General features: G+C 69.4%; 25 protein-coding genes. 17 read left to right on the top strand and 8 right to left on the bottom strand.

Annotated features, from left to right (window positions below; genetic code table 11):
• Positions 1-21: 21 nt before the first annotated feature.
• On the bottom strand, positions 22-810 hold the full coding sequence (locus tag S1361_RS17515) for an SDR family oxidoreductase (protein ID WP_208032772.1): 789 nt from the start codon (positions 808-810) through the stop codon (positions 22-24).
• A gap of 73 nt (positions 811-883) precedes the next feature.
• On the opposite strand from S1361_RS17515, the gene S1361_RS17510 reads away from it, so the two are divergent.
• On the top strand, positions 884-1,723 hold the full coding sequence (locus tag S1361_RS17510; protein ID WP_208032771.1) for a hypothetical protein: 840 nt from the start codon (positions 884-886) through the stop codon (positions 1,721-1,723).
• 10 nt (positions 1,724-1,733) lie between these two features.
• Here S1361_RS17510 and S1361_RS17505 read toward each other — a convergent pair whose 3' ends face one another.
• Both S1361_RS17505 and S1361_RS17500 read right to left on the bottom strand, forming a co-directional pair.
• Positions 1,734-3,569 carry an MFS transporter gene (locus S1361_RS17505; RefSeq protein WP_208032770.1) on the bottom strand — a complete coding sequence of 612 codons (1,836 nt, stop codon included), beginning with the start codon at positions 3,567-3,569 and terminating at the stop codon, positions 1,734-1,736.
• 200 nt (positions 3,570-3,769) lie between these two features.
• Positions 3,770-6,157 carry a D-alanyl-D-alanine carboxypeptidase family protein gene (locus S1361_RS17500; RefSeq protein WP_425086741.1) on the bottom strand — a complete coding sequence of 796 codons (2,388 nt, stop codon included), beginning with the start codon at positions 6,155-6,157 and terminating at the stop codon, positions 3,770-3,772.
• A gap of 516 nt (positions 6,158-6,673) precedes the next feature.
• Here S1361_RS17500 and S1361_RS17495 point away from each other — a divergent pair.
• The 3 genes from S1361_RS17495 to S1361_RS17485 all read left to right on the top strand — a co-directional run bounded on the left by S1361_RS17495 (position 6,674) and on the right by S1361_RS17485 (position 8,891).
• Positions 6,674-7,429: a GOLPH3/VPS74 family protein gene (locus S1361_RS17495; protein ID WP_208032768.1), complete on the top strand. Its 756-nt coding sequence runs from the start codon at positions 6,674-6,676 to the stop codon at positions 7,427-7,429.
• Positions 7,430-7,652: 223 nt separating this feature from the next.
• Complete coding sequence (locus tag S1361_RS17490) at positions 7,653-8,510, top strand: helix-turn-helix domain-containing protein (protein ID WP_208032767.1); 858 nt, start codon at positions 7,653-7,655, stop codon at positions 8,508-8,510.
• A gap of 189 nt (positions 8,511-8,699) precedes the next feature.
• A complete protein-coding gene (locus S1361_RS17485) occupies positions 8,700-8,891 on the top strand; it encodes a DUF397 domain-containing protein (protein ID WP_208032766.1) in 192 nt (63 codons plus the stop codon).
• Between the two features lie 132 nt (positions 8,892-9,023).
• Here the strand turns inward: S1361_RS17485 and S1361_RS17480 are convergent, their stop codons facing one another.
• Together S1361_RS17480 and S1361_RS17475 are read right to left on the bottom strand one after the other, a co-directional pair.
• Positions 9,024-9,524: a glutathione peroxidase gene (locus tag S1361_RS17480; RefSeq protein ID WP_208032765.1), complete on the bottom strand. Its 501-nt coding sequence runs from the start codon at positions 9,522-9,524 to the stop codon at positions 9,024-9,026.
• A complete protein-coding gene (locus tag S1361_RS17475; RefSeq protein WP_208032764.1) occupies positions 9,511-10,521 on the bottom strand; it encodes a helix-turn-helix domain-containing protein in 1,011 nt (336 codons plus the stop codon). Before S1361_RS17475 ends, S1361_RS17480 begins: the two co-directional genes overlap by 14 nt.
• 488 nt (positions 10,522-11,009) lie before the next feature.
• Here S1361_RS17475 and S1361_RS17470 point away from each other — a divergent pair, with 488 nt between their 5' ends.
• Positions 11,010-12,212: an MFS transporter gene (locus S1361_RS17470; protein WP_208032763.1), complete on the top strand. Its 1,203-nt coding sequence runs from the start codon at positions 11,010-11,012 to the stop codon at positions 12,210-12,212.
• On the opposite strand, the gene S1361_RS17465 is transcribed toward S1361_RS17470, so the two are convergent.
• Positions 12,145-12,984, bottom strand: a complete 840-nt coding sequence (locus S1361_RS17465) for a slipin family protein (protein ID WP_243769205.1) — start codon at positions 12,982-12,984, stop codon at positions 12,145-12,147. The two genes, S1361_RS17470 and S1361_RS17465, sit on opposite strands and share 68 nt — an antisense overlap.
• Positions 12,985-13,260: 276 nt before the next feature.
• Between S1361_RS17465 and S1361_RS17460 the strand changes: the two genes are divergently transcribed.
• The 5 genes from S1361_RS17460 to S1361_RS17440 all read left to right on the top strand — a co-directional run bounded on the left by S1361_RS17460 (position 13,261) and on the right by S1361_RS17440 (position 16,907).
• A complete protein-coding gene (locus S1361_RS17460) occupies positions 13,261-13,860 on the top strand; it encodes a DUF4352 domain-containing protein (protein ID WP_243769204.1) in 600 nt (199 codons plus the stop codon).
• Positions 13,861-14,129: 269 nt separating this feature from the next.
• On the top strand, positions 14,130-14,744 hold the full coding sequence (locus S1361_RS17455) for a DUF1326 domain-containing protein (RefSeq protein WP_208032761.1): 615 nt from the start codon (positions 14,130-14,132) through the stop codon (positions 14,742-14,744).
• On the top strand, positions 14,741-15,499 hold the full coding sequence (locus S1361_RS17450; protein ID WP_208032760.1) for a DUF2182 domain-containing protein: 759 nt from the start codon (positions 14,741-14,743) through the stop codon (positions 15,497-15,499). The genes S1361_RS17455 and S1361_RS17450 overlap by 4 nt, the downstream gene beginning before the upstream one ends.
• A 155-nt stretch (positions 15,500-15,654) precedes the next feature.
• Positions 15,655-16,203, top strand: a complete 549-nt coding sequence (locus S1361_RS17445) for a SigE family RNA polymerase sigma factor (RefSeq protein WP_208032759.1) — start codon at positions 15,655-15,657, stop codon at positions 16,201-16,203.
• Complete coding sequence (locus tag S1361_RS17440) at positions 16,200-16,907, top strand: SecDF P1 head subdomain-containing protein (RefSeq protein WP_208032758.1); 708 nt, start codon at positions 16,200-16,202, stop codon at positions 16,905-16,907. The genes S1361_RS17445 and S1361_RS17440 overlap by 4 nt, the downstream gene beginning before the upstream one ends.
• Before the next feature lie 19 nt (positions 16,908-16,926).
• On the opposite strand, the gene S1361_RS17435 is transcribed toward S1361_RS17440, so the two are convergent.
• Positions 16,927-17,427: a hypothetical protein gene (locus S1361_RS17435; RefSeq protein ID WP_208032757.1), complete on the bottom strand. Its 501-nt coding sequence runs from the start codon at positions 17,425-17,427 to the stop codon at positions 16,927-16,929.
• Positions 17,428-17,583: 156 nt separating this feature from the next.
• On the opposite strand from S1361_RS17435, the gene S1361_RS17430 reads away from it, so the two are divergent.
• The 7 genes from S1361_RS17430 to S1361_RS17400 all read left to right on the top strand — a co-directional run bounded on the left by S1361_RS17430 (position 17,584) and on the right by S1361_RS17400 (position 21,977).
• Positions 17,584-18,072, top strand: coding sequence for an ATP-binding protein (locus S1361_RS17430; RefSeq protein ID WP_208032756.1), 489 nt, complete (start codon positions 17,584-17,586; stop codon positions 18,070-18,072).
• Positions 18,073-18,075: 3 nt separating this feature from the next.
• Positions 18,076-18,249 carry a CsbD family protein gene (locus tag S1361_RS17425; protein WP_208032755.1) on the top strand — a complete coding sequence of 58 codons (174 nt, stop codon included), beginning with the start codon at positions 18,076-18,078 and terminating at the stop codon, positions 18,247-18,249.
• A gap of 635 nt (positions 18,250-18,884) precedes the next feature.
• Complete coding sequence (locus tag S1361_RS17420; RefSeq protein WP_208032754.1) at positions 18,885-19,211, top strand: hypothetical protein; 327 nt, start codon at positions 18,885-18,887, stop codon at positions 19,209-19,211.
• 106 nt (positions 19,212-19,317) lie between these two features.
• Positions 19,318-20,304: a hypothetical protein gene (locus S1361_RS17415; RefSeq protein ID WP_243769203.1), complete on the top strand. Its 987-nt coding sequence runs from the start codon at positions 19,318-19,320 to the stop codon at positions 20,302-20,304.
• Positions 20,297-20,728: a hypothetical protein gene (locus tag S1361_RS17410; protein WP_243769202.1), complete on the top strand. Its 432-nt coding sequence runs from the start codon at positions 20,297-20,299 to the stop codon at positions 20,726-20,728. The genes S1361_RS17415 and S1361_RS17410 overlap by 8 nt, the downstream gene beginning before the upstream one ends.
• A 320-nt stretch (positions 20,729-21,048) precedes the next feature.
• Positions 21,049-21,363, top strand: a complete 315-nt coding sequence (locus tag S1361_RS17405; RefSeq protein WP_243769201.1) for a hypothetical protein — start codon at positions 21,049-21,051, stop codon at positions 21,361-21,363.
• A 167-nt stretch (positions 21,364-21,530) separates the two neighbouring features.
• Positions 21,531-21,977 carry a hypothetical protein gene (locus S1361_RS17400; RefSeq protein WP_208032753.1) on the top strand — a complete coding sequence of 149 codons (447 nt, stop codon included), beginning with the start codon at positions 21,531-21,533 and terminating at the stop codon, positions 21,975-21,977.
• A gap of 677 nt (positions 21,978-22,654) precedes the next feature.
• On the opposite strand, the gene S1361_RS17395 is transcribed toward S1361_RS17400, so the two are convergent.
• Entirely contained in the window at positions 22,655-24,259 is a 1,605-nt protein-coding gene (locus tag S1361_RS17395; protein ID WP_208032752.1) for a hypothetical protein, read from the bottom strand.
• Between the last annotated feature and the right edge of the window lie 198 nt (positions 24,260-24,457).

Raw genomic sequence — 24,457 nt, 5'->3', positions numbered from 1 at the left:
CCCGTCCGTGTCCGCTCCTCGTCAACGCATCAGCTCACCCGCGTTGACCAGCAGCGACTGCCCGGTGATCGCCCGCGCCCGGTCCGAGGCGAGGAACACCGCCGCGTCCGCCACATCGCCGTCGGTGGCCGGCTCCGGCAACGCCATCCGCTCGGTCAGCCGCGCCAGCACCTCTCCTTCCGGCACACCCTCCGTGTGCGCGGTGAACCGGACGTACGCCTGCACCGGCGGCCCCCACATCCAGCCCGGCAGCACGGAGTTGACCCGGATCCGGTCCGGGCCCAGCTCCCGCGCCAGCGAGTACATCACACTGGTCAGCGCCCCCTTCGAGGCGGCGTAGGCGGCCTGCTTCACCTGCGAGGGCGCGGCCACGGCCGACTGCGTCCCGATGAACACCACCGAGCCGCCCCCGCCCGCCCGCAGCGCCGGCAGGCAGGCCCGGGTCATCCGCAGCGTCCCCAGCAGGTTCACGTCGATGACCGACTGCCAGGTCGTGAAGTCCGCGTCCGCCAGCCCGCCGAAGTACGAGTCCCAGGCGGCCACGTGGACCACCGCGTCGATCCCGCCGAACCGCTCCCGCGCCAGCCCCGCCAGCGCCTCGCACTGCCCCTCGTCGGTGATGTCGGTCGCCCGGTACGCCGTGTGCGCGCCGTCCGGATCGATCCCGGCCGCGCTCTTGGCCAGGTTCGCCTCGGTGCGCGCCCCGAGCACCGCGTTCCCGCCGTCCCGTACGACGGCCGCCGCCACCTGATGGCCGAGCCCGGCCCCGACACCCGAGACGACGACGGTCTTGCCCGCGAGCAGGGACATGGCCCCTCCTTCGGTATGGCGCTTCATCTGACGGGGCGTCAGAGTATGGGCGACCGCAGGAAAGGGGAACCGCATGAGCGACGACACCCGCAGCGAGCGGTACGCGGAACTGGCCGCCGTCGGCCCGTACGGCGTCTGCCCCGGCCACGCGCTGATCACCATGGTCGAGCCGCACCCCGGGCACGAGTACGCCTACAACCGCTGGTACGAGGACGACCACTACTACGCCGGCGCGATGGCCATGCCCTGGATGTACGCGGGCCGCCGCTGGGTGGCGACCCGGGAGCTGCAACTCCTGCGCTACCCGGAGAAGTCGGCGATCGCCCGGCCGGTCACCGCCGGCTGCTACCTCTCCACCTACTGGATCACCGCCGGCCGCTACGACGACCACATGAAGTGGACGGTCGCCATCAACAAGCGCCTCAACCGGGACGCCCGCGTCCACCACGAGCGCACCCACGTCTTCACCGCCTTCCAGGACCACGAGGCGACGGTGTACCGGGACGGCGCCGCCGGGCCCCGCGACGTCCACGCCCTCGACCACCCCTACGCCGGCCTGGTGCTGGAGGTGATCGACGCCGACTCGACCGAGCGGCGCACCGCACTGCTCCAGTGGCTGCGCGACCGCCACCTCCCGCGCCGCCTCGCCGGCTCCCCGTCCGCCCTCGTCACCGTGTTCCGGCCGACCCCGCTGCCGGGCGACCGCATGACCTACGTCAAGCAGGTCGAGGGCGTGGAGACCCGGCTGACCCTGCTGTGGTTCCTGGAGCGGGATCCGCGGGAGTGCTGGGCGGAGCACTTCAGCGGGCTGGACGAGCAGGTGGCCGAGACCGGCCTGGGCAGGGTGGAACTGGCGGCACCGTTCATCCCGACGGTGCCGGGCACGGACAGGTACGTGGCCGAACTGCGGTGAGCGGGCCCGCTCAGCCCAGCCCCTCGGGGCAGGGAGTGCCGCGCGGCAACTGGTACGGGGCAGCCAACCGGTAGGTTCCGGCCTTCGGCGCCAGCAGCACCGTCCACCGGTCCCCGTTCGAGTCCTCCGGCGTCTGCGTCAGACACCCGTGGACGTTCCGGTACGTCTTCGGCGTACCGGACGACGGCTGCGGCGGCTGCACGCTCTTGCCGTGCTCGTCGACCACGCTCAGCCAGGGCGAGTACGGAATCCGGATCAGGATCCGCCCCGCCCGGCGCACCCGCAGGATCATCTCGCCCTGCTCGGCCCGGTCCACCACCGCGTTCGGCTCGGCCAGCGGCGTCGGATCGGTCACCTTGAACAGCTGCCAGTTGGCGTCGCCCCAGACCTGCTTCAGATACGGCATCCCGCGCTGCAGCAGCGCCCGCTCCCGCTGACCGCCGTCCCCGTCCGGGTTGTCCTTGGGCAGCACCACGTAGTGCACGGCCCACCGCTGGAGCCACTCGTGGTAGTTCGCCGAGTTGAGCGTGTCGTCGTAGAAGAGCGGATTGCGCTCCATGTCGGCCTGCCGGTTCCAGCCGCGGGCCAGGTTGAAGTCCGGCGCCAGCGCGGAGGCCTCCCGGTGGGAGCGGGCCGGGACCACCTCGACCCTGCCCTTCTCGGCGCCGAGCTTCTGGAGCTGGTTGATCAGCGGCGCCAGCTCACGGGCCCAGGACGCGGCGGGGGTGGTGTGGATGATGTCGTCCACCGACTTGAAGCCGATCCAGCCGGCGAAGCCGAGCAGGGCCAGCACGGTCACGTACCACTTGCGGGTCTTCGGCACGGTGTACGGCAGGGCCGCGACCAGCGTCGCACCCGCGAACAGCATCGGCAGCCGCGAGATGTTGGACCCGATCTGCGAGCTGATCAGCCACACCAGGACGACGGAGAGGCTGTAGACGGCAGCCGTCAGCCGGACCGTCACCCACTCCTTCGGCACCAGGAACAGGCAGAACAGCCCGTACAGCAGCGGCATGACCACCGAGCCGATCCCCATCGGCTGGGTGCCGGAGAACGGGAACAGCCAGGCCGACACGGCGACCACCGCCGACGGCGCGAGCCCCAGCGCCCAGGCGCCCGGCCGCCGCTTCTGCAGGAACAGCGCGGCTGCGACGAAGCCCACGAACAGGCCCGCGACCGGCGAGGCCATCGTGGCGAGCGCGGCCAGCGGGGCGGCGACCAGGGCCTTCGCCCAGCGCTTGTACCGCCACCGGTACGGCCAGCAGAACACCGCCGCGACCGCGCCGAGCGCGAACATCGTGCCGAGCCCGAAGGTCACCCGGCCGGAGATCGCGTTGGCCAGGAGCGCGGCGACCCCGCCGAGCGAGGCCCACAGCGGGTTCTTCACCGCCCGGCTGCGGATCAGGACCAGCGTCAGCAGGCCCGCCGACACCGTCCCGGCGATCATCATCGTCGTACGGACGCCGAGGACCGACATCAGGTACGGCGACACCACGCTGTAAGAGACCGGGTGCATGCCCCCGTACCAGGCGAGGTTGTACGCCGAGTCCGGGTGCCGGCCGACGAACTCCGCCCACGCGTCCTGCGCCGCGAGATCGCCGCCGCTGTTCGCGAACGTGAAGAACCAGATGATGTGCAGCACGCCGGCGAGCACCGTGACCGACAGCACGGGATGCCGGAGCATCCGCTGCCGGAGGGGCTCCAGCGCGGCGAGCAGACGCGCGCGCCCGCCGGGGCGTACCCCCGCGGTACGGCTGTCCTCGTCAGTCGTGGACAGTCGTATTCGCGGGCCCACTCCCGGGCCCGGATCTGCGTCGTCGGCGCGTGTCGGCTCCGCTGTGGCCACCTGAAGGCACTCCCCGTATCCCGTCTTCTGTTCTCGGCCGCGTCCCTCGGTGGTCCGGGCCGGTTCCCGTTCGGTCCGCGGCCCTGTCCCGGGACCGGCGACCCGCCCCGATTCGTGACGCTAGCACGCACCCCGCCACGGGGCTCCCGGGTGGGGGCGCCCCGGGGCGGGGTGCGCGGCCGGCGGGGGGGGCCGGGTGGTCAGCCCAGCCGGGTGAGCTTGGCGCCGAAACCGGGCTCGGCCAGATCCTTCTGCAGGGCCACCGGAACCTTCACCGCACCGGAGGTGCCGTCACCCACGGTGAGCGTGCCGACCCGGGTGCCGGCCTTCGCGGTGTGTGGCACGGTCCCCGGGGCGAAGGACAGCCGCACCTTCATACCGGCCCAGCCGGCCGCCGTGACGTCCTGCGTGACCGCGACCGGGGTGTGGCCGCCGAGCCCGTCGTCCACGTAGCCCACCACGTCGCCCTTCTTCAGGATCTTCGACGAGGTCAGCGCGTCCTGGGCGGCGGTCAGCGCGGTCTTGCTGACGGCGTTGACCGTCTCCAGGATCTTCGGCTTGTGCTGGCCGAGGATCGCGCCGACCAGGGTGACCGTCCGGCCGCCGACCTGCTTGCGCGAGGCGAAGAGCAGGTTGCCGCCGGCCGCGGTGGTGCTGCCGGTCTTGATGCCGATCGCGCCCATGCGGTACGGCAGCTCGTTGTAGTTGGGCCAGAAGTGGCCGGAGGGGTCCGTCCAGCTGGCCGCGCTGCTGATGGCGACCAGGGCCGGCACCTTCACGAACGCGCGGCCGAGCTTCACCTGGTCCTCGGCCGTGGAGACGGTGGTCTCCTTCAGACCCGAGGGGTCGGTGTACGTCGTGTTCTTCATCCCCAGTTCCCTGGCGGTGGCGTTCATCTGCTTCACGAACGCCGCCTCCGAGCCCGCGTCCCAGCGGGCGAGCAGCCGGGCGATGTTGTTGGCGGAGGGGATCATGACGGCGGACAGGGCCTGCTTCTCGGTGAGGTAGCTGCCGGCCTTGACGGTGTTGAGGGTGGACTCGCCGGCCTTGTCGTAGCCGCCCTCCTTCTCCGCCTTCGCGTCCACCTTGATCTTCGGGCCCTCCTCCCCCGGCTTCAGCGGGTGGTGCTTGAGGATGATGTACGCGGTCATGGTCTTGGCGACCGAGCCGATCGCCACCGGCGTCTGCTTGCCGAAGTGGCCCATCGTGCCGACGCCGTCCGCGTCGATCCAGCCCTGGCCCTCGCCGGGCCACGGCAGGGTCGTCCGGCCGCCGTCGAACGTGTAGGTCTCCTCGCCGGTGAGCGCGAGGGTGGGGGACGGCAGCGGGCGCACGGCCTGGACGACCGCGAGGATGACCGCCAGGAGCAGGACCAGGGGGCTCCAGATCTTGACCCTCCGCACGAGCGTGCGGACCGGGGTCTCCGGGGGCGGCGGCGTGTTCGTCAGCTCCGCCAGCAGGTCCAGCGGGGGCTTGGGCGGGAGCGGCTGCTGCGTGGTGCGCTCGGGGCCGACCTGGGGGACGGGGGTGGTGGCGTCGGGGGCCGGCCGGGCCGCCGGCTGCTGTGCGGCGGGCTGCGGGGCGGGCTGGGGAGCGGGCTTGCGCAGGTCGTCCTTCAGCGCGACGAACTTGCTGGTGCGCTCGGCGTCGGACTCGGGCTGCTTCGGCTTGCCGCCGAGCTTCAGCATGGTCGTCGGCTGATCGACTTCAGCCTTCTTGGGCCGCGGCGCCTTGAACACGGCGGTCGGCTGGTCCACGGGGGGCTTGTCGGCGGGCGCCGCGGGGGTGGGGGCGGGATTCGCCTCGGCTGCGCCTTCGGCGTCCGTGTTCCCATCCGCACCACCCGTGCGGCTCTCGTCGTCGTCCGCGGGTGGCCCCTGTGGGGCGTCCCCGCCATCGGCGGCCTCCGGCCCGTCCCCGCCGTCCACCGCCTCGGCTACGCCTTCGCCCTCACCGGCAACACCCTTGCCGCCCGCGAGGTGCTTGCCGGCGGTGCTGGTCTTGTCGTCCGCGACGTCCCTGTCGCCGGAGCTGGTCTTGCCACCGGCGGCAGCCGCGCTGCCTTCGTCGGCCTTGCCGCCCGCGACGTCCTCGGCGTCCGTACCGGCCTTGTCGTCCGCGACAGCCGTGGCGTCCGCGTCCGCGTCGGCCTCGGCCTCGGCTTCGGTGCCGGCTTTGCCCTCCGCACCCTCGGCGTCCGCCTCGGTCGTCGCGGTCTTGGTGGTCTTCGTGCCCTTGGTGGCCCTGCTGTCCGCGTCCGGCTTCGAGTTCCCGGCAGGCTTCGCGTCCGCGTCGGTTTCGCTCTTTGCGGTGGCGTCGGCCTTCGGCTTGCCCTCGGCGTCCTCGTCGACGGCCGGCTCCACGTCAGCGTCGGCCTCGCCCTTGGCGGCCTCGGTCTTCGAGGCGGGCGAGCCGTCGGCCTCCGGCTTCGCGTCAGACGGCTTCTCCACCTCGGGCTTCGCGTCGGACGAGCCCTCGGACCCCGCCTTCGCCGCAGACGGGATCTCGGCCTCGCCCTTCGCGGCAGCCGAAGCGTCGGCGTCGGCGTCGGCGTCGGTGTCGGACGAAGTCTTCGGCTCCGTCTTCACGTTGGACGGAATCCTCGTTCCACGCCCTGCCTCGGACGACCCCTCAGACTCGGCCTCCGCGTCGGAAGGCTTTGCAGCCGTGTCGGGGTGGGGGGCACGCACCCAGGAGGACACCGCCGCCTGCATGGCGGTGTCGTCGCCGGCGCCGGACCGTACCGTCAGGATCTTCGTCGCGGTGTCCGCGCCGCCCCCCGAGGAATCCTTTTCGCGGGACACGGCCAGACGCGGATCCCGCGCCTCGGGAACCGAACCCGCGCTCCCCGACGTCGGTTCCGCCGACGACTCGCGCTGCTTCGACCTGTCGGGGGACTCGCCCGCCACCGATGCCTCCTCATGCGCCGCGCGTTCATCCGCGCGCCCTGTCCGAACCATGTACCAGTGTCCTGTGTGAGGGCTTGGCCCCTGCGGTAGACGAGAACGACATACCTGCCGGTTCCCTTACGAACCGGTCACGCACCCTCGACAGACCAATGTGAGAGGGGTCACCCTGTCATTCATCCACGCGGGGAGGCATGGATGGGCAGGAGCCGCAGAACACTTCCGGAGGAGCTTCTGTTGCTGGCACTGGACCCGGCCACGGGTACCACTGCACAGCCGCAGTCGCTCGACCTCGGTCTGGCCGGTGCACAGCTAGTGGAGCTGGCGCTGGCCGGACGGATAGCCCCAGACGGGGATCGTATCGCCGTGGTGGTGCCACGGCCGACAGGAGATCCGACTCTGGACTGCGCGTTGGAGTTGCTGCGAAGGCGTGGCGCTCCCGTACGGGCCGTCCACTGGATCGGCGGACCCCGACTGGGGCTCCGCCAGACCTACCTCTCGCATCTGGAGCGGTGCGGCATGGTCGCCGCCGTGCCGGGTCAGATGTGCGGGGTGTTGCCGACGACGCGCTACCAGGCGACGGACAACGACATCAGCCGGGAGATCCGTGCCCGGCTGGACTCCGCGATCCGCACCGGCGTACCGCCGGACCCGCGGACCGCGGCGCTCGCCGCGCTGGCGCACGCCGTCGGACTCGGCAAGCACCTGTATCCGGGGAACGAGGGACGGTCGTCCCGGTCCCGGCTGCGGGACCTGATCCGGCACGACCCCATGGGCGGGCTCGTCGCCCACGCCGTGATGGACGTGCAGAACGGTGCGGCCGCCCAGCCGCGCCGGGGCCCGGCCTCGGGCGGCCGGCAGGCCGCGCCCGGCGCCAGGCCCGCGGCGGAACCCGCACGCGGGGTTCCGATGCAGCCGCGCCACGGGTCCATGGCACGCGCCGTGGCCCACTGAGTCGTCGTACCAGTCCCCACAGTCCCGGTTCGGGAGCCGCTGGTCCGAGCGGGGCGGCGAGACCCTCGTGGTCTCGCCGCCCCGCTCGGCTGCGTCCAGGAGTTCGAGGCGGCGCCGCATATCCCTCGTTTCCCAGCGGTAGAAAGCACCTTGGTGGCAGTCTGCTCAACAGCAGATACGCAAAGTGTTAAGTAACAGGCAGGCAGCCGGAGGTGCACGTCCCGTGGCGTCCAATGTCAATCCCACCGTCAGGCGGCGCCGACTGGGCCAGGAGCTGCGCAGGCTCCGTGAGCTCAAGGGCATGACGGCCGAAGAGGTGGCGGAGCGGCTGCTGGTGTCGCAGTCGAAGATCAGCAGGCTGGAGAACGGCCGCAGAAGCATCAGCCAGCGCGACGTGCGCGACCTGTGCGGGGTGTACGAGGTCGAGGACCAGCGGATCGTCGACTCGCTGATGGAGATGGCCCGGGACTCCAGACAGCAGGGGTGGTGGCACACCTTCGGGGACATCCCGTACAGCGTCTACATCGGGCTGGAGACCGACGCGGAGTCGCTGCGGGTGTACGAACCCCAGCTGGTGACCGGCCTTTTGCAGACCCGTGCCTATGCCGAGGCCCTGGTGCAGGGCGCGTTGCCGGAGACGTCGACGGCCGAGATCGAGAAGCGGGTCCAGGTCCGGATGCGCCGACAGGAACGTATCACCGCCGAGAACAACCCGCTCCGGCTGTGGGTCGTACTGGACGAGGCGGCCCTGCGCCGGCTCGTGGGCAGCAAGCTGGTGATGCGGGAACAGCTGGAGCACCTGATCGAGATGTCCCAGCTGCCGCACGTCACCGTGCAGGTGCTGCCGTTCGAGGTGGGCGCCCACCCGGGGCTCAACGGTCAGTACGCGATCCTGGAGTTCGCCGACGCGGCCGACTCCAGCGTGGTGTACCTGGAGGGCGTCACCAGCGACCTGTACCTGGAGAAGGCGCAGGACGTGCAGAAGTACGCCGTGATGTACGAGCATCTGCGGGCGCAGTCCCTCAATGTGGAAGCGTCCCGGCAATTCATCGCGAACGTGGCGAAAGAGTACGCCGACTGAGCCGGGATTATGTAGGGCGCGAGATCGTACACCGTCGATCGGCTCCAGTGGAAGGCTCGCCCGGAATATGCCATCCGGTTGAGTGAACGACTACTCCCGCAGGGGCAGTTGCCCGGTAGCGTCGATCACGCCAATCAGACGACACGGTTGGCGTGAACCGCACTACCGCAACTCGCAACAGGAGTGGACATGGCACTGATTCAGGGCGCTTCGGAGACGTGGATGAAGTCCTCCTATTCCGCGGGCAACGGCGCCTGCGTCGAGGTCAAGTCGCCCACCGCCGCCGAACTCGCCGTCCGCGACTCCAAGATCCCCGAGGGTCCGATCCTGGCCTTCCCCGCCGGCGCGTGGAACGCCTTCGTGTCCTCGGTCAAGGCGTGAAGGTTTCTCCCTGACCCTGGCCAGGACAACAACTGCACACGCACCACCAGGAGAGCCCTCTCGACCAGTCGCCGTCCTTGCCGAGAGGGCTCACCGCCTGGTCCGGTCCCAGGAGCGAGCGGTACGCGGGGCTCAGCCCAGCTGGGCCTCGATCGCGGAGACCACCTCGGCCGACTCCGGCTCGGTCTGCGGCGAGAACCGCGCGACGACCCGGCCGTCCCGCCCGATCAGGAACTTCTCGAAGTTCCAGCGGATGTCCCCGCTGTGCCCCTCGGCGTCCGGGAACCCGACGAGCCGCTCGTACAGCGGATGCCGGCCCTCCCCGTTCACCTCCACCTTCTCGGTCAGCGGGAAGGTCACGCCGTACGTCGCCGAGCAGAACTCGGCGATCTCCTCGGCGGAGCCGGGCTCCTGCCCGAGGAACTGGTTGCAGGGCACGCCCAGCACGGTGAAGCCCTGCGCGGCGTAGCGCTCCTGGAGCTTCTCCAGCCCGGTGTACTGCGGGGTCAGGCCGCACTTGGAGGCCACGTTCACGATGAGCACGGCCTTGCCCGCATACTGCGGCAGGTTCGCGGAGCCGCCGGTGAGGGCTCCGATCTCGACATCCAGCACGTTGTGGTCAGTAGTCGTCATGCCCGGATGCTAGCCCCGCCGGGTCAGGGCCCCCGCGCCCGGCCTCGACCAGCACGTCACCGGCCGCCGTCCGCACGTACAGCACCGAACGCCCGGCCCGCCGCCGCTCCACCAGCCCCGCCTCCCGCAGCACCCTCAGATGCCGCCCGACCGAGCCGAGGCCCTGCCCGGTGACGGCGGTCAGCTGGCTGGTGCTCATGGGGGAGCCGAGCAGGACGAGCACGGCGGCCCGGGCCGCCCCGAGCAGCGCGCCCAGCCCGGCGGGCACCGCGCGGCCGCCGTCCCCCGCCAGGACGCCCGTGCAGGGATAGACCACGGCGTACCGCTCCCGCTCCTCCCAGGCCACCCAGCCCGTGCGCTGCGCGGTCACCGGCACGAACACCAGCTCGGCGCCGGAGATCTCGCGCGGCGGGTACTCGTGCAGGTTGACCTGGAACCGGTTGTCCCCGAGCCACCGGGTGCCGCCCGGCCGCAGCGAGTCCAGCACGCTCGCCCAGCCGCCCTGGCTCACCCGCGCGGTCCGCGCGACCACGTCCGCCTCCAGCACCCGCCGGCGCCGCTCCCAGGACGGCCGTACGGTCTCCTGCCACACCCACTCCAGCAGCCCGGCCGCCCGCTCCGGCAGGTCGTCCCGGTCCAGCTCGGCCGGGAGCGGCCCGGCGAGGGAGAGCCGCAGATGGGCGCGGGCGGCACCGGGACCGGCCGCGCGCACCCGGGCCACCTCCTCGGCGAAGCTCTCCCCGGCGCGGGGCGCGGGGGTGAGGAAGTCGGCGATCCACTCCCGGCCCAGCCCCGCCCGCACCAGCCGGGCCGTCACGGGGTCGGCCGCGAGCCGGGCCCGGTAGCCGGGCAGGTGGGTGCCCAGCCACGCCTGCTCACCGGGGTGCGAACCCCGCCCCGCGTGCAGCAGCTTCAGACAGGCGAACGTCTCGGCGAGCGGCGAGATGACGAACCGGCTCCGCGCGAGGGTGTCCGCGTTGAGCTGCCACCACCCCATCCGGCCCTCCCCGTACGACGCACGACCTTCCCCGACCGCGACCTTTCACGGCGGCTGCGTTCCGCGGCCACGGGTTTCCGTGACGGCGGCTTTCCGTGTCACGGGTTTCCGTGACGGCGGCTTTCCGCACCACCGGCTTCCATGACGGCGGCTTTCCGTGCCAAGGATTCCGTGACGGCGGCCTCTCGAGGCCACGGCGTTCCACGAACGCGGCCTTTCATGACGGCGGCCCATCACGGCCACGACGTTCCGCAACCGCGACCTTCCGCAACCGCGACCTTCCGCAACCGCGACCTTCCGCAACCGCGACCTTCCGTGGCCACGACGTCGCGTGGCCACGCGTTCCGCGGCCACGCGTTCCGCGGGCGATCCGCGACCGCGACCTCCGCGGCGACGGCGTTCCGCCCCCGCCGCCCCCGCCACCACCACCTTTCGCGTGACGGCGAAACAATAACCAGCCGTCCGCGGCCCCGCCGAGACTCCGGGGCATGCCCAGCTACCGATCCCTGTTGCGTGTCCCGGAGTTCACCCCGCTCCTGCTCGGCGCGGCGGCGAAGACCGCCGCCCAGACCGTCGGCGGCCTCGCCCTCGGCACCCTCGTGTTCCGGGCGACCGGCTCCCCGCTGCTGTCGGCGCTGAGCATGTTCGGCTCGTCGCTCGCCCAGGTGCTGGGCGCCACCTTCCTGCTGTCCGGCGCCGACCGGCTGCCCCCGCGTACGGCCCTGACCGCGATCGCGCTCGTCTCCGCGGCCGGTACGGCGGTGCAGGCGCTGCCCGGCCTGCCGGCCGGCGCGCTGCTCACCGTCGTACTCCTGCTGGGTCTGGCCGCCTCGCTCGGCGGCGGGGTCCGCTGGGGGCTGCTCAACGAGATCCTCCCCAAGGACGGCTACCTGCCGGGGCGTTCGCTGTTCAACATGATGAGCGGGCTGATGCAGATCGCCGGTTTCGCCACCGGCGGCGCCCTGCTCGCCGCGCTCTCCCCGCGCGCCTGCCTGCTGCTGGCGGCGGCCCTGTACCTGACGGCCGCGCTGGCCCTGCGGCTCGGCCTGACCGCCCGGCCGCCCCGCGCCGCCGGCCGCCCCTCGCCGTCGGAGACCTGGCGGACCAACGCCGAGCTGTGGTCGTCCCGGCCGCGCCGCCTGACCTACCTGGGCCTGTGGCTGCCCAACGGCATGGTCGTCGGCTGCGAGTCGCTGTACGTGTCGTACGCCCCGCACGCGGCCGGCGCCCTGTTCGCCTGCGGGGCGCTCGGCATGTTCGCCGGAGACGTGACGGTGGGCCGTCTGCTGCCCGCCGCCGTCCGCGCCCGCCTGGCCACCCCGCTGCTGCTCCTGCTGGCGACGCCGTACCTGCTGTTCGCCGCGCACCCGCCCGTACCGGTGGCCGCGGTCTGTGTGACCGTGGCCTCCGCCGGCTTCGGGGCGAGCCTGGTCCAGCAGGAGCAGCTGATGCGCCTGACCCCCGACACCATGGCCGGCCAGGCCCTCGGCCTGCACTCGGCCGGCATGCTGACCCTCCAGGGCGTCAGCGCTACGGCGGCGGGGGCGCTGGCCCAGCTCACCTCGCCCGCGGCGGCGACGACCGCGATGGCGGCGGGCTCGGTCTGCGTGACCCTGGCGCTGGCTACGGCTGCCCGACGGACTCCGGTCCCGCCTGCGGCCGAGCCGGCGCCGGAACGGTCTCCGTCGTGACCTCGGCGTCGATCTTCTTCACCGCCCGGTCGAAGTACCGCAGCAACTCCACCGGGAACGGCATGACGAGCGTGGAGTTCTTCTCGGCGGCCACCTCGACGACGGTCTGCAGCAGGCGCAGCTGCATGGCCTCCGGCGTGTCCGACATGATCCGGGAGGCGTTGGCGAGCTGCTGCGCGGCCTGGAACTCACCGTCCGCGGTGATGACCCTGGCCCGCCGCTCCCGCTCGGCCTCGGCCTGCCGCGACATGGACCGCTTCAGCGACTCGGGCAGCTGGACGTCCTTGATCTCCACCCGGTCGATGTGCACGCCCCACCCGGCGGCCGGGCTGTCGATCATCAGCGCCAGCCCCTCGTGCAGCCGCTCCCGGTCGCTCAGCAGGTCGTCCAGGTCGCTCTTGCCGATGATGGACCGCAGGGAGGACTGGGCGACCTGGCCGACGGCGAAGACGTAGTCCTGCACCTCGATGGCCGCCCGCACCGGGTCGGTGACCCGGAAGTACACGACGGCGTCGACCTTCACGGACACGTTGTCCCGGGTGATGCCCTCCTGGGTGGGCACCGGCATCGTCACGATCTGCACGTTCACCTTGCGCATCCGGTCGGCGAACGGGATCAGGAAGGTGATGCCCGGCTGCCGGTAGCTGGGCAGCGCCTTGCCCCACCGGAACACCACTCCGCGCTCCACCTGGTTGACGACCCGCATCCCGCTCTTCAGCACGAGCAGCAGGAGGACGGCGACGACCACCACTGCGACGACGGTGCCTTCCATGGCACTCCCCTTCTCCGACAGGATCCGACAACGGGGAGGACATGGGGAGCAGGGACCGCGGATCCTGCCCCGGCGTCAGGGAAACGTAAAGAAACGGCGGGCTGCCGGGCGGCAACACGTCCGAGACGGACAGCAGGAGGATGCTCCGATGCGCCCCTGACGGCGAACACGGCTTCCAGGTTGCTCAGTCACACCACCTTTTTTGGATGTGGCGTGCAACCATACGGATCCTTCATGGGTCCTTCACGTGCAAGCCACAGAACCCTTGGGGGGATCGTGAACAACCGCACCCGCATCAGACTCGTCGCGACCGTCGTCGCTGCCGGCATCGGCACGTTCGGCCTCACCGCCTGCAACAGCGGCGACACCGTCACCGACAAGCCCAAAGCCAAGGCCAAGGCATCGGCCGGCACCACCACCGCCAAGAAGCCGGTTGCCAAGAAGACCGCCACGCCCGACGTCGCCAAGGCCGGCGACACCATCGCGCTGAAGGGCATGGAAGACGGCAGCAAGCTCGACGTCACCGTCGTCAAGGTCGCCGACCCGGCGAAGTCCAGCGACGAGTTCACCACGCCCGAGTCCGGCAACCGGTTCGTCGGCGTCCAGTTCAAGCTGGTCAACACGGGCACCGCGGCCTACAGCGACAGCCCCGGAAACGGCGCCCAGATCACCGACGCCGACGGCCAGCAGTTCGAAAGCACCTTCGCCGACATCACGGCGGGCCCCTCGATGTCCAGCGACGTGCGGCTGAAGCCCGGCGGCAAGGCGCTGGGTTGGATCGTGTTCGAAGTCCCCAAGGCCTCCAAGACGGCCACCGTCCAGTTCACCATGGACTCCGGGATGGCCAACCAGACCGGTGAATGGAAGCTGTCCTAGCCCCCCACCGTGTCCTGCAGGCGCCGCTGCCGAGCCGTCACCGCTCCCCGCAGGGGTCCGGTACGGCCGGCGGGGTCGCGAGGGCGTCGGCGATGACGAATCCGGCGTCGTCGGCGTCCCGGTGCCGGGTCGGTGAGCCGCGCCGCGGCCCTGCGACGCCGGGCCGTCGGGAATAGCCTGGAGAAGAGCGGCACCGGGACGGAGCGGAGCGGACACTCCCGATGCACTCCCTTCACCGAGGGGGACGTGGAAGAGGGAGGCGCAGAGCCATGCCCTGGAATCTCGACGGCACGTATCTGGAGAGCTGCAACTGCGACGTGGTGTGCCCCTGCACCACCTCGGGCCTCACCGCACCGGCCGACCACGAGCGCTGCCAGGTGACCTTCGCGTTCCACGTGGACAGCGGGAACGTGGACGGCATGGACGTCTCCGGCCGCAACGTCGCCGTCTTCATCGATGCGCCCCGGGTGATGGCCGAGGGCGGCTGGCAGGTGGCGCTGTACCTCGACGCTTCGGCCGACGACGGACAGGCGGAGGCGCTGGGCAGGGTCTTCTCCGGGCAGGCCGGCGGGCCGATGGCGGCGCTCACTCCGCTCATCGGCGAGGTCCTCGGCGTGGAGCGCGTTCCCATCGACTACCGCGACGACGGCCGCCGCCACTCCGCGCGGGTGGGTGGCGCCATCGACATCGAGATCGAGGACCAGGTGGCCCCGCAGTTCGGCGAGGACGGTCCGGTCATGGGACTGACCGGCATCTTCCACCCGGTGAACAGCACCCTGACCATCGCCCGGTCGACCCGGGCGAAGGGCGACGGCGTGTACGGCCGGTCCTGGGACTTCTCCGGCGGCAACGGACACTCGGCGCCCTTCACGTGGTCCGCGTGACCGGTTGGCTGGTCACCGCCCGCCGCAGGGCGGGCCCCGCCGGGCTGCTGCTGGTCGCGGCGTCTGCCGCCTGGGTCTGGTCGGTGACACGCTGGGGTGGCATGCAGGCGATGCCGGGCACCATGGGCCTGCGCCTGCCGGCTTTCCTGACCATGTGGACGCTGATGACGGCTGCGATGATGCTGCCCGCCACGGCACCCGTCGCCGCGCTGTACGCGCGCACCATCACCGTGCACCGGACACCGCGCATGGTCGTCTTCACGATCGCCTACCTGCTTGTCTGGGGTGCGGCCGGGCTGCCGGCGTACGGGCTGGCCGCCGGCCTGGGCAGGGCGGCGAACCTTCCCGCGGCCGCGGGGACCGCGGTGGCCGCCGCCGTGTTCGCGATCACCGGCGTCTACCAGCTCACGCCCCTCAAGGACCGCTGCCTGGCGAGGTGCCGCTCGCCGATCGGGCTGATGCTGCGCTACGCCTCGTACCCGAGGCCCACGCGTGACCTGCGTGCCGGAGCCCACCACGGGGCCTTCTGCCTGGGCTGCTGCTGGTCACTGATGGTGCTGCTGGCGGTGTTCGGGCTGATGAACCTGTGGGCCATGGTGCTCCTGACCGCCGTGATCACCGCCGAGAAGCTCCTTCCGGCCGGCCGCCTGGTGGCCCGCACCGTGGGAATCACCTCGATCGCCCTGGCCGTCGCCGTCGTCTGGCTCCCGGAGCTGGCGTCGGGCCTCACCGGCGGCGGTACGGCCGGGATGTGAGGGCCGCGGGCCATCCACCCGGCTCTTCCCGAGTACGCAGCCGACTGACGTCGTCGCGGTCGCCGACGGCGGCGCCGTGGTCGAGAAAGTCCGACCGGCAGGGCAGTCGAATCCCTTCCCGAACCCGTCTTTACCGGGGAACGAGGGAGGGCACATTGAATGCCGACGAGGAACGTCAGTTCCGCGAGTTCGTGGCGGCGCGGTCGAGATCGCTGCTGCACACGGCCTACCTGCTGACCGGAGACTGGGAGCAGGGCAGGGACCTGCTCCAGACCGCGCTCGCCTCCACCGCTCGGCGTTGGTCGAAGCTGCGCGACCGGGAGCAACCGGAGATCTACGTGCGCCGGGCCCTCTACCACGCCCAGGTGGATCGGTTCCGGCTCCTCAGCTGGGGGCGGGAGACGGTCACGGACACCCTGCCGGACCAGCCCTCCGGGCACGTCACCGACTGGGCCGACACCGTGGTCCAGCGGCAGGACATCATGTCCGCGCTGCGGCGGCTGCCCAAGCGCCAGCGCGCGGTGATCGTGCTGCGCTACTTCGAGGACCGGCCGGACCACGAGATCGCCGCGATCCTGGGCGTCGCCCAGGGAACGGTCCGCAGCCAGACCCACAAGGCCCTCGCCTCTCTCCGCACCACCCTGGCCGAGGCAGGGCCGTCGGCTTCCTCCTCCACTGCCTCCCGAAGGGGCGTCACCGCATGAACGACTCGACCGAACACCCGCGGCACGGAACATCGCTGCACGACGCCTTGCACGCCCACGTCCGAGAGAGCGGCGGTGACACCGGTGCCCATCTGGTCGGCCTGGCGGACGGCGCGCTGCGGGTCGCCCGGCGGCGGCAGCGGCTGGCCCGCGCCGGGGTCGGCGTCGTAGCAGCCGCCGTCGTCGCCACCGCCTGGGTGGCCGTCGCGGCCGGCATGCCCCCCCGCGCGCACGAGGGCCAACCCGCCGCAGGGGGCGGCAGCGGGAAGGCGGCCCCCGTGTCCCTCCTGCCGGTCACCTCGGCCGTGGAACACGCCTGCACCCAGGGCAGCGGCGGCTACATCGTGCACGCGACCGCGACCCAGCCGGCGCTCTGCGTCCACGCCGACCGGGCCAGGGGCCTGACCGACGTCCGCGTCACCTCCGCGCAGGCCGAGAAGAGCACCCTCGACGGCACCTGGCAGGTGCGGGTGACCCTCAGCCCCGCCGACCGGACCCGTTTCGCCGCCCTCACCGGCTCCCTCGCGAAAGCCCCGGCCCCGCGCAACGAGTTCGCCATCGTCATCGACGGCAAGCTCTGGGGCAGACCCTTCGTGACCTCCTCGATCACCGGCGGCCGCTTCGAGATCGTCGGAGCCTACGCGGGGGACCTCACCGGCACCACCGCCCACGACCTGGCCCACCGGCTGGACCCCACCGGGTGAGGAGGAGCGAGGGCAGGCTTCACACCAGAGCCGTCCTGCGCCGGTAGTACGCGAGCGTCGTGGCCGCGAGGAGGGGAGCCCAGACCAGCAGCGGGGCGTAGCACACCACGAGGAGTACGTGCTGGGCCGGCGTCTGCGCGACGCGCCCGATCAGCCCCGCCGCCTGGGTACAGGTGAACCAGCCCGCCATCGCGGCCAGCACCACCGCCCCGAGCAGTGCCGGCACCACCGCCGCGAGGGTATGCACACGTCGTCCGCCGATGAGCGGAAGCCGGCGGGGCGCGACCTCGCCCCACGGCCGCACCAATCCGAGTGTGAGCAGGGCGAGGGCCTCCGTCACCAAGGTCAGCGAGAGGGCTACGACCGCCTCACGACCGTCCCGGCCCGACTGCGCGGCCACCGGGAGCCCGGCGACCTGGGCGATGCGCCACAGGCCGGACGGCAGGGTGACAAGTGGCACCGTGTGCGCGGCGAGGACGGCCCACCGTGGAACCCCGGGCAACGCGTCGATCTTCACCATGGGCCCCATCGTGCTCGCGCCGGCCTGCCCGCACATCCGCACGCAGGAGGACGAGCCCTCCTCTACGGGCGGTACGGCGCTCCGGCCCCGGGAATCGGGTCCGCCATCCGGGGCATACGGGACAAGGCAGCCGGCTGTTCGGTGAAGGAGGAAGCAGTGGGAGACGACTCGTCGCTGAAAGCCGTGGGTTGGGCGCGCTCGCTGCCGGTGAGCCACGGGGTGAAGGAGGCCCGGGACTGGACTCGTGACCACCTGGCCTCGCTCGGGTGGCTCCGCACGGCCCCGGACCTGGTGGACTCGGTGCTGCTGACCGTGTCCGAGCTGGTCACCAACGCCCACAAGCATGCCCGCAGCACCGCCCAGTTGATCCTCCTGTGGGATGAGGCCTGCCTGCACGTGACCGTTCACGACGCCTCCCCCGAGCTGCCCGAGCAGCGCCGTCCCGATGCCGGTGCCCTCGGAGGCCGCGGTCTGATGCTGGTCGACGCCCTCGCCGACACCTGGCAGGCCCACCGCTGTCCTCACGGCAAGGACGTCATCGCCTGCTTCCAGCCCCCTCGCCGTCGGCCACCCCATGACCCCGTTTGTGCGGAGGAAGCGGGGGCACCAGGGCTTCACCGTGACAGAGGCTACGAGGAGGCGTGATCCATGACCGCCGGTGAGAAGGCCAAGGCGAAGACCGAGCAGGCGGAGGGCAAGGCCAAGGAGGCCTTGGGCAACGCCGTCGGGAACGACCGCATGGCCGCAGAGGGACAGGCCGAGAAGAGCACGGGTGACGCGCGCCAGGCCAAGGAGAAGGCCAAGGACGCCTTCAAGCACTGACACCGCTGCCCTGGGCTGAGAAAGGGGCCGTACCGGATGAAACCGGGACGGCCCCTTCTTCCCGTGTTCACGGCAACTGACGGCGACCGCCATGGCGTCACTCAGCCGGCTTCCGCGGGGCCGGCGGCCCCGCGCCGGCGCAGATGATCCGCAGACGTTCGTGCGCGTCCGCCGTTACGCGTCTGCGTCGCCACGCAGTGGGACACTCATCGCTCAACGGTCCATCGCCGGCGGGTCCGTTGTCAGTGCCCGTGCCTGTGCTCCCAAGTGCGCGGTCGGCTTCCGGGGGTTCCAGCTCCGAAGGACGAGGTTTCATCCCCGGCCTGTCCGGGGGCGGCTCGGAGACTCGTCCGGGACCTCACCGACGGTCGGGCTTTGCCGATGGCCATGAGATGACCTGCCAGCGCCGGCCGCGCACCCCCGCCCGCATGGGCGTGGGCGGACGCACGCCCTCCCAACGGGGCGCATGACCGTCCGGGTTCGGCGGTGTTCACCTGGGTTCATGGGCGGTTGGCTCATGAGCGAGCTCGGAGCGCGGTCCCCGACGAACGGCCGTGAACGAGGCTGAGCGAGACGGAAACCCAGACGCCCGGGCGGGCTGGACTGGCTAGCATCCTCCGTGTCGAGGAGGAGCCATGGCGCTGGGCCACAAGGGATCGCGACGCATCGTTGTCGACGGTACGGCCTACCGCTGGCGGTTGCGGCGCAGGCCGAGCTACTTGCAGGCTCTTGCCTGGGCACCGTGCACGTTCGCGGTCGAGCACGCAGACGCCCCTGGGACAACGCTCGCGGTCACGACCGACCAGCCGCATCCGAGCAACTGGTTCGGACGCGAAGCCAAGCCCGTACTGCCGTCCGATGTCGCCAGGACCATCCAGCTTGCTCTTCGTGAGGGCTGGACCCCAACGGCTCCGGGCTCCCCGTTCCACCTGGACCTTTCCGCCGGAACGATCGATCGGTAGAAAGACGTCCCGGATCGGGGTGCCTTTCTGCCATCGTTGACCAAGGGCGCAATGCGAAGGCTGAACCTGTTGGTTCGGACAGGGTCATGAGGCACTCGGGGGAATCGTGCCGTTCTTCATACCGATCGTTCTTATCGGTGTCGGTGTGGCGACCGGCGGTAGCGGCGTCGCTCTCGGCGGCAAAGGCGCCTACGACCTCAAGCGTTCGAAGGACCGGCTCAAGGAGGCGGGCCAGAGCTACGAGCGCCGGCTGGCCCAGATCGAGGACGCACTGGCAGCGACGAACACTGTCCTCAAGGGCCTGGGCGAGCAGCAGAGGCAGGCGTTCGTCGATGTCGTCGTACGCATGGGCGACTTCTTGCGTCGCCACGAGCGACAGGTGCGCGAGAGCGAGCGGCTGCTGGTGGAGGGCATAGACGCCACCATGACCCAGATCCCCGGACTCCGCGGCCTTGATGCCGACGCGGTGGCATGGATCGGCGGGGCTCTTGGATCCGCGGCGGCGGGTGCGGGTGCGGGCGCTGGGATCACGGCAGTGGCGAGCAGCTTCGGAGTCGCGAGCACCGGGGCGGCGATCTCGGGCTTGACGGGCGCTGCGGCTGAGAGTGCCACCCTCGCCTTCCTGGGCGGTGGGTCGCTCGCATCGGGCGGCGGCGGGATGGCCCTGGGAGCTACGGCGCTCAACTTCGTCACCATCGGTCCCGCGCTCCTCGTGGGCGGAATGGTCGTCAAGGGCCGAGGCACGAAGGCGATGACCCGGGCGAGGGAGTACGAGGCGGAGATCGCCGTGGCGATCGCTGAGCTTGACGAGACGGACGCTCGCCTGAAGGGCGTCGACGCCCGGGCCGCAGAGCTGCGCGAGCTTCTCACGGACCTCACCTTCCGAGCACTTGAGGCGCTGGAACTCCTGGAGTCCGAACCGTTCGATCTACCCAGACACGCCGCGCGCTTCCAACGGGCCATGACACTGGTCATGGGCGTCCGAGACGTGGCGGCGACTCCGATTGTCGACAGCGAAGGCAAGTTGGACGAGCGGAGCGCGAACCTCACTATCAGATACGGACCGTTGATCGAGGAGACTCCAGATGCCTGACCAGCCCAAGGTGCATGTAGGCAAGGTCGTCAACGCGGCCAAGGGTTCCGTTCGGGCGATGGACGGCTTCGCTGCGCTGAACCAGATCGTCGAAGCCGCCCGCGAGTGCATCCACATCCACGAGGTCGAGAGCACCAAGAGAGCCCGGACAGAGGCTTACGAAGCCACGGAGGTCGCTCGGATCCGAGCCGCTGAGGCTGTCCTCAAGAACTACTTCGCACAGGCATTCGCGGAACGACGCAACCTCTACGAGGAGATGTTCGCCCGGCTGGACAGGGCACTCGACGAGGGCAACGGCGAAGTACTGCACACCGTCGTGCGGGGGATCGTCGACATCGCCAAGACCTCACCGCTCGCGGACATCGGCGACCTCTCACAGGTCCGGGCGGCACTGGACGACCCGGATCAAGTATGGGACCTCTGACCACGACGCGTCCGGAGACGAACCACCGCCGGGACACGAACTGGTCCGACGACGGCGCAGACGGGAGAGGCAGCCGGCCCAGGTGACACGCCCAAGGCCCCGGACCAAGATCGGTCCGGGGCCTTGACCCTGGTGCCCGGCAGGATTCGAACCTGCGACACCCGCTTTATGAGTTCGATCGCTGCGCGGCACCGCCGTGGAGCCGCCTGGCCACGCTGGCCGTGCCAGACCATCCAGGAGCGCTGGCGTCCGGCGTCGTTGATGTCACGCGTGGATGTCAGAACGGCGTATCCGTATGCGCTCGCTGGCACGATGGTCGCGTGGCTGACCTGGAGCGCATCGCGGCAGAGATCATGGCGTACTACCGAGCACTCGACGAGGGTGCCACCCTGCGGAGCCACTTCCGCCACGCTGACGAGGAAGGCGGCCTCTGGTACATCGAAGCCGTACCCGACCGCAGTGAGTTGATCGTCATCAAACAGGCCGAGTTGACTTCGGCCGGCGAGCTCCACCGGTACAGCTGGGAGCACCTGGAGGACAAGCACGGCTTCCTGACAGACCAAGCGATCGACCCTGACGAAGACCCGCTGGAGAGCATCTCAGCCGAAGAGTTCCAGCGGGTGTGGGATCGGTAAGCGCGCTGGATACCACTTTAAGAGCGAGGTGAGGTGAGTGCCGCCCTGACCTGCGAACTGTCCACATGGGCGGACCGCGGGTCAGTCACCCGCGGGCCACTGCCTCTCGCGCCCCGACCAGACCTGACATGCATGCGCCCGTGTGAGACAGGGGAACAATGCCTTACATGGGCGCATGGGGGACGTTGTTAGCGACCATCGCTGGTGCCGCGATCGCGCTCGTGGGCCAGCACCTGGTGAAGCGGTCTGAGGAACGGGCTCGCATCTCGGAGCTTCTACTTGAGCAGTGCGCCGTCGTGGCGGCGTCCTCCACGGAGTTCCGGGATCGCATCTGGGAAGAACGTCACCTGGGCTTGGAGGGGCGGGTCGCTGGCTGGGACCTTTCGGCCCTGCGGCTGGCAACAGCCCGCGTACACATCCTCTCCAAGGACGAAGCTTTGCTGTCGTCGCTGGATCAGCTGAACAGGGCTGGCCGGCGGCTGGGAAGCTGCTGGCGACGTGGGGACGTGAATGATGCAGATTATGACGACCTTTGGGACCGTCACGGCGCTGCTATGAAGCAGTTTTTAGCGGCGAGCGGCAAGGTGGTGCGCCGCCGTCTGTCTCACTTCTGAGCGTCGACGCACGGCCCAGAGACGGTCCAAACAGGGACTCTGCCAGCGCCAAACGCGCAGGTGAGTGACCCGTTCTCATCTGACGGCTGCCAGTTCTCCGGGCTTAGGCATGGCGCTACCAGTGTCGCAGATCCATTTGGGTGACCTGCGGGTGTCGTCCGCTACAACTGTCGGTAGTGGTCGTCAGCGGTCGCCATTGAGCGGCCTCCGGCGGCCCAGAGACGGCCCAGCGGAGATCACTCGTCGGCTGCCAGCCACTCGACGAGCCGGACCTTGACTTGGTGGTTGCGGCTGGCGTGCCAGAGCACCTCGCCACTGATGAAGTCCCGGAGGGTGGGAGATCCATTCCCTGCGGCATGGCTGTGATCTCCGCCAGCCCCAGCGCGTCCGGCACCCCATCTATACGCAGCAAGACTCCAAAGGACTGGCGACCGATGACCTCGCAGGCGATCCGGGAACCGACGGGCAGGGCCGCCACGGTTGCCGCCCAGCTCCGCCGCACCTCGTCTACGGTCGGCACCTCCTGGCCGTCAGCCGCGTGTACTCATCCATCTCTAGATCATGCGGCCCTTAGGACCGGCGCTTATGAGACTGGGGCACACTTTGGTTGGCCGGTCAGATTGCCGTCATGCCGACGGCGACATCATGTGAGCACTGCATTAGGAGAGTCCACACACTCAAGGCTTTGCATAAATTTCGTGAAAGACGTACAGGAAAAGGGCCGTACCCAATAGAATGAATAGCTCAATCAGGAGAACCGATTGGCGGAGCTTTCGCAGGCGCATGGTCAATGTTGAGCTTTCCTTAGCAATCAAGAGAGATGCAACGAACGCTACTGGAATCAGGACAACCGCAGCATCTTTTGCGGTGAGCCCATGAAGGGAGTCACTGTCTGAAGCCTTCCCTTCGACAGCTCGCCAAATCAGCAAAGAAATGCCGAATGCAGTGACAGTCATAGCGAGATAGAGAAATAGCGAGACTGTTCGATTTAGCCGCAGATCACACTTAATCCAGATCCGCTTTCGCCGGCCTGGCGTTGAGTCGTGCCGCAAATAACGCTCAGAGGTTTTAGACTCCTCATCTAGCTCACCATCGATCTTCTCTCCTCTTTGGATGGGCTTCTCAAGCGGAATTCCCAACTCGTCTAGAGCTTGACAGTCATGCAGACGGACAGAGGTGTCCGTAGTCTGAATGCTGATGTGATTTGTCTCCGCATCGGCGAATGTGACTGACTTCCACGCGGTCTTGCCAAGGTGTTCAGCGGTGGGAAAAAACCGTGAACTCTTGAACCGCTTGTGCCAAGCGTGTTGAAAGTAAATCGACCTCTTCTCCTTTACCGTGATGATGAACGGCCTATCCACAGGTATCCTGCAGCGCGCGAAAGCGGTCCACCTATTGCCAAAAGCCGCGTAGGTCGAGAGCAGCGTGGAGGCAGCCTTCGCACTCAATCGTGCTTCTTCTGTCTCGGTGTGAGATTTCTGCGCGTGGGCGTCGCGCAGAAGGCTGTATAGAGCTTCAAGTCGACGAGTACACTGCGTTTCGTCTAGCACTCCCCGCCCCAGTCGCTCCATTTCTCGCGACATCTGAGGCAGCGCGATTAGCGGATTTTCGGCACCGTTACGATAGTCCTCCATGGTCTCTTGAAGGACGTATCCTCTAATCTTTGAGCTAACCTCGCGCCACTCATTCAAAATGTGCTCTTTGATGTCAAATTTCAAGAATGCGTCAAGAAAAATCTGAAGGGGATCCCTTCTCCTGAGGAGCTTCATCATCGGATGGCGCCATTGCCTAGGATCCATGGAGAGCTGATTGTATTTCTTCCAAATGTACCCATATTGACTTGTCGGCAGGAAGAAGATTGCGGCTAGTAATTCCTCGAGGTCGGCTTCGAAGTCGGCCACAGTGATCCCTGCCTTGATGGCAAGGTATTTGATGTATGCCGCTTCCAGTCGTGCCCCCTCGTCGAGTGGAATCCTGTATACAGGCTCTTGATCTACCGTAATATGTAGATCAAGAAGGGGAACCTTCGGAAGCTCGGCAATGGGGAGTAGCAGTTCAACCTTTCCGTCATTCTCCCTGGGGAGGTGGGAGAGTTGGTCATAAAATCCAGGAATGTGGCCAGGTAGGTCAGATTGGACCGCTGCTACGCGAGTAAGCGGTTTAACATGGATCTCTCGCTCCCGCACAGACCACAGTGCGCTCGAAAGTTCAATGCGTTCAATAGCGCGCATACGCCAAGCCTGAAGATGATGGAGCAGTGTCACGGCGATTTCTTCCTGCACCAGCTATTCTCCTTCTACGATCAGGCGTGCTACTACCTACAGGCCATGGTCAGACACTTCCAGGTTCCGCGCAGGCGAGGTTGGCCCAATGGGGTGCCGGCTGTAGATCCTGATCGCCTCGGATAGCGATGACGACGACTCGAGGGACTGCGGCTGCGACGGCGAGTGAGTAGTTAGCAATCTTGAAACCGTCGTGGC

It is taken from the genome of Streptomyces cyanogenus (assembly GCF_017526105.1).
Lineage (GTDB): Bacteria > Actinomycetota > Actinomycetes > Streptomycetales > Streptomycetaceae > Streptomyces > Streptomyces cyanogenus.
The sequence above is the reverse complement of the archived record's forward strand: the minus strand, read 5'-3'. Positions and strand labels throughout refer to the sequence as shown.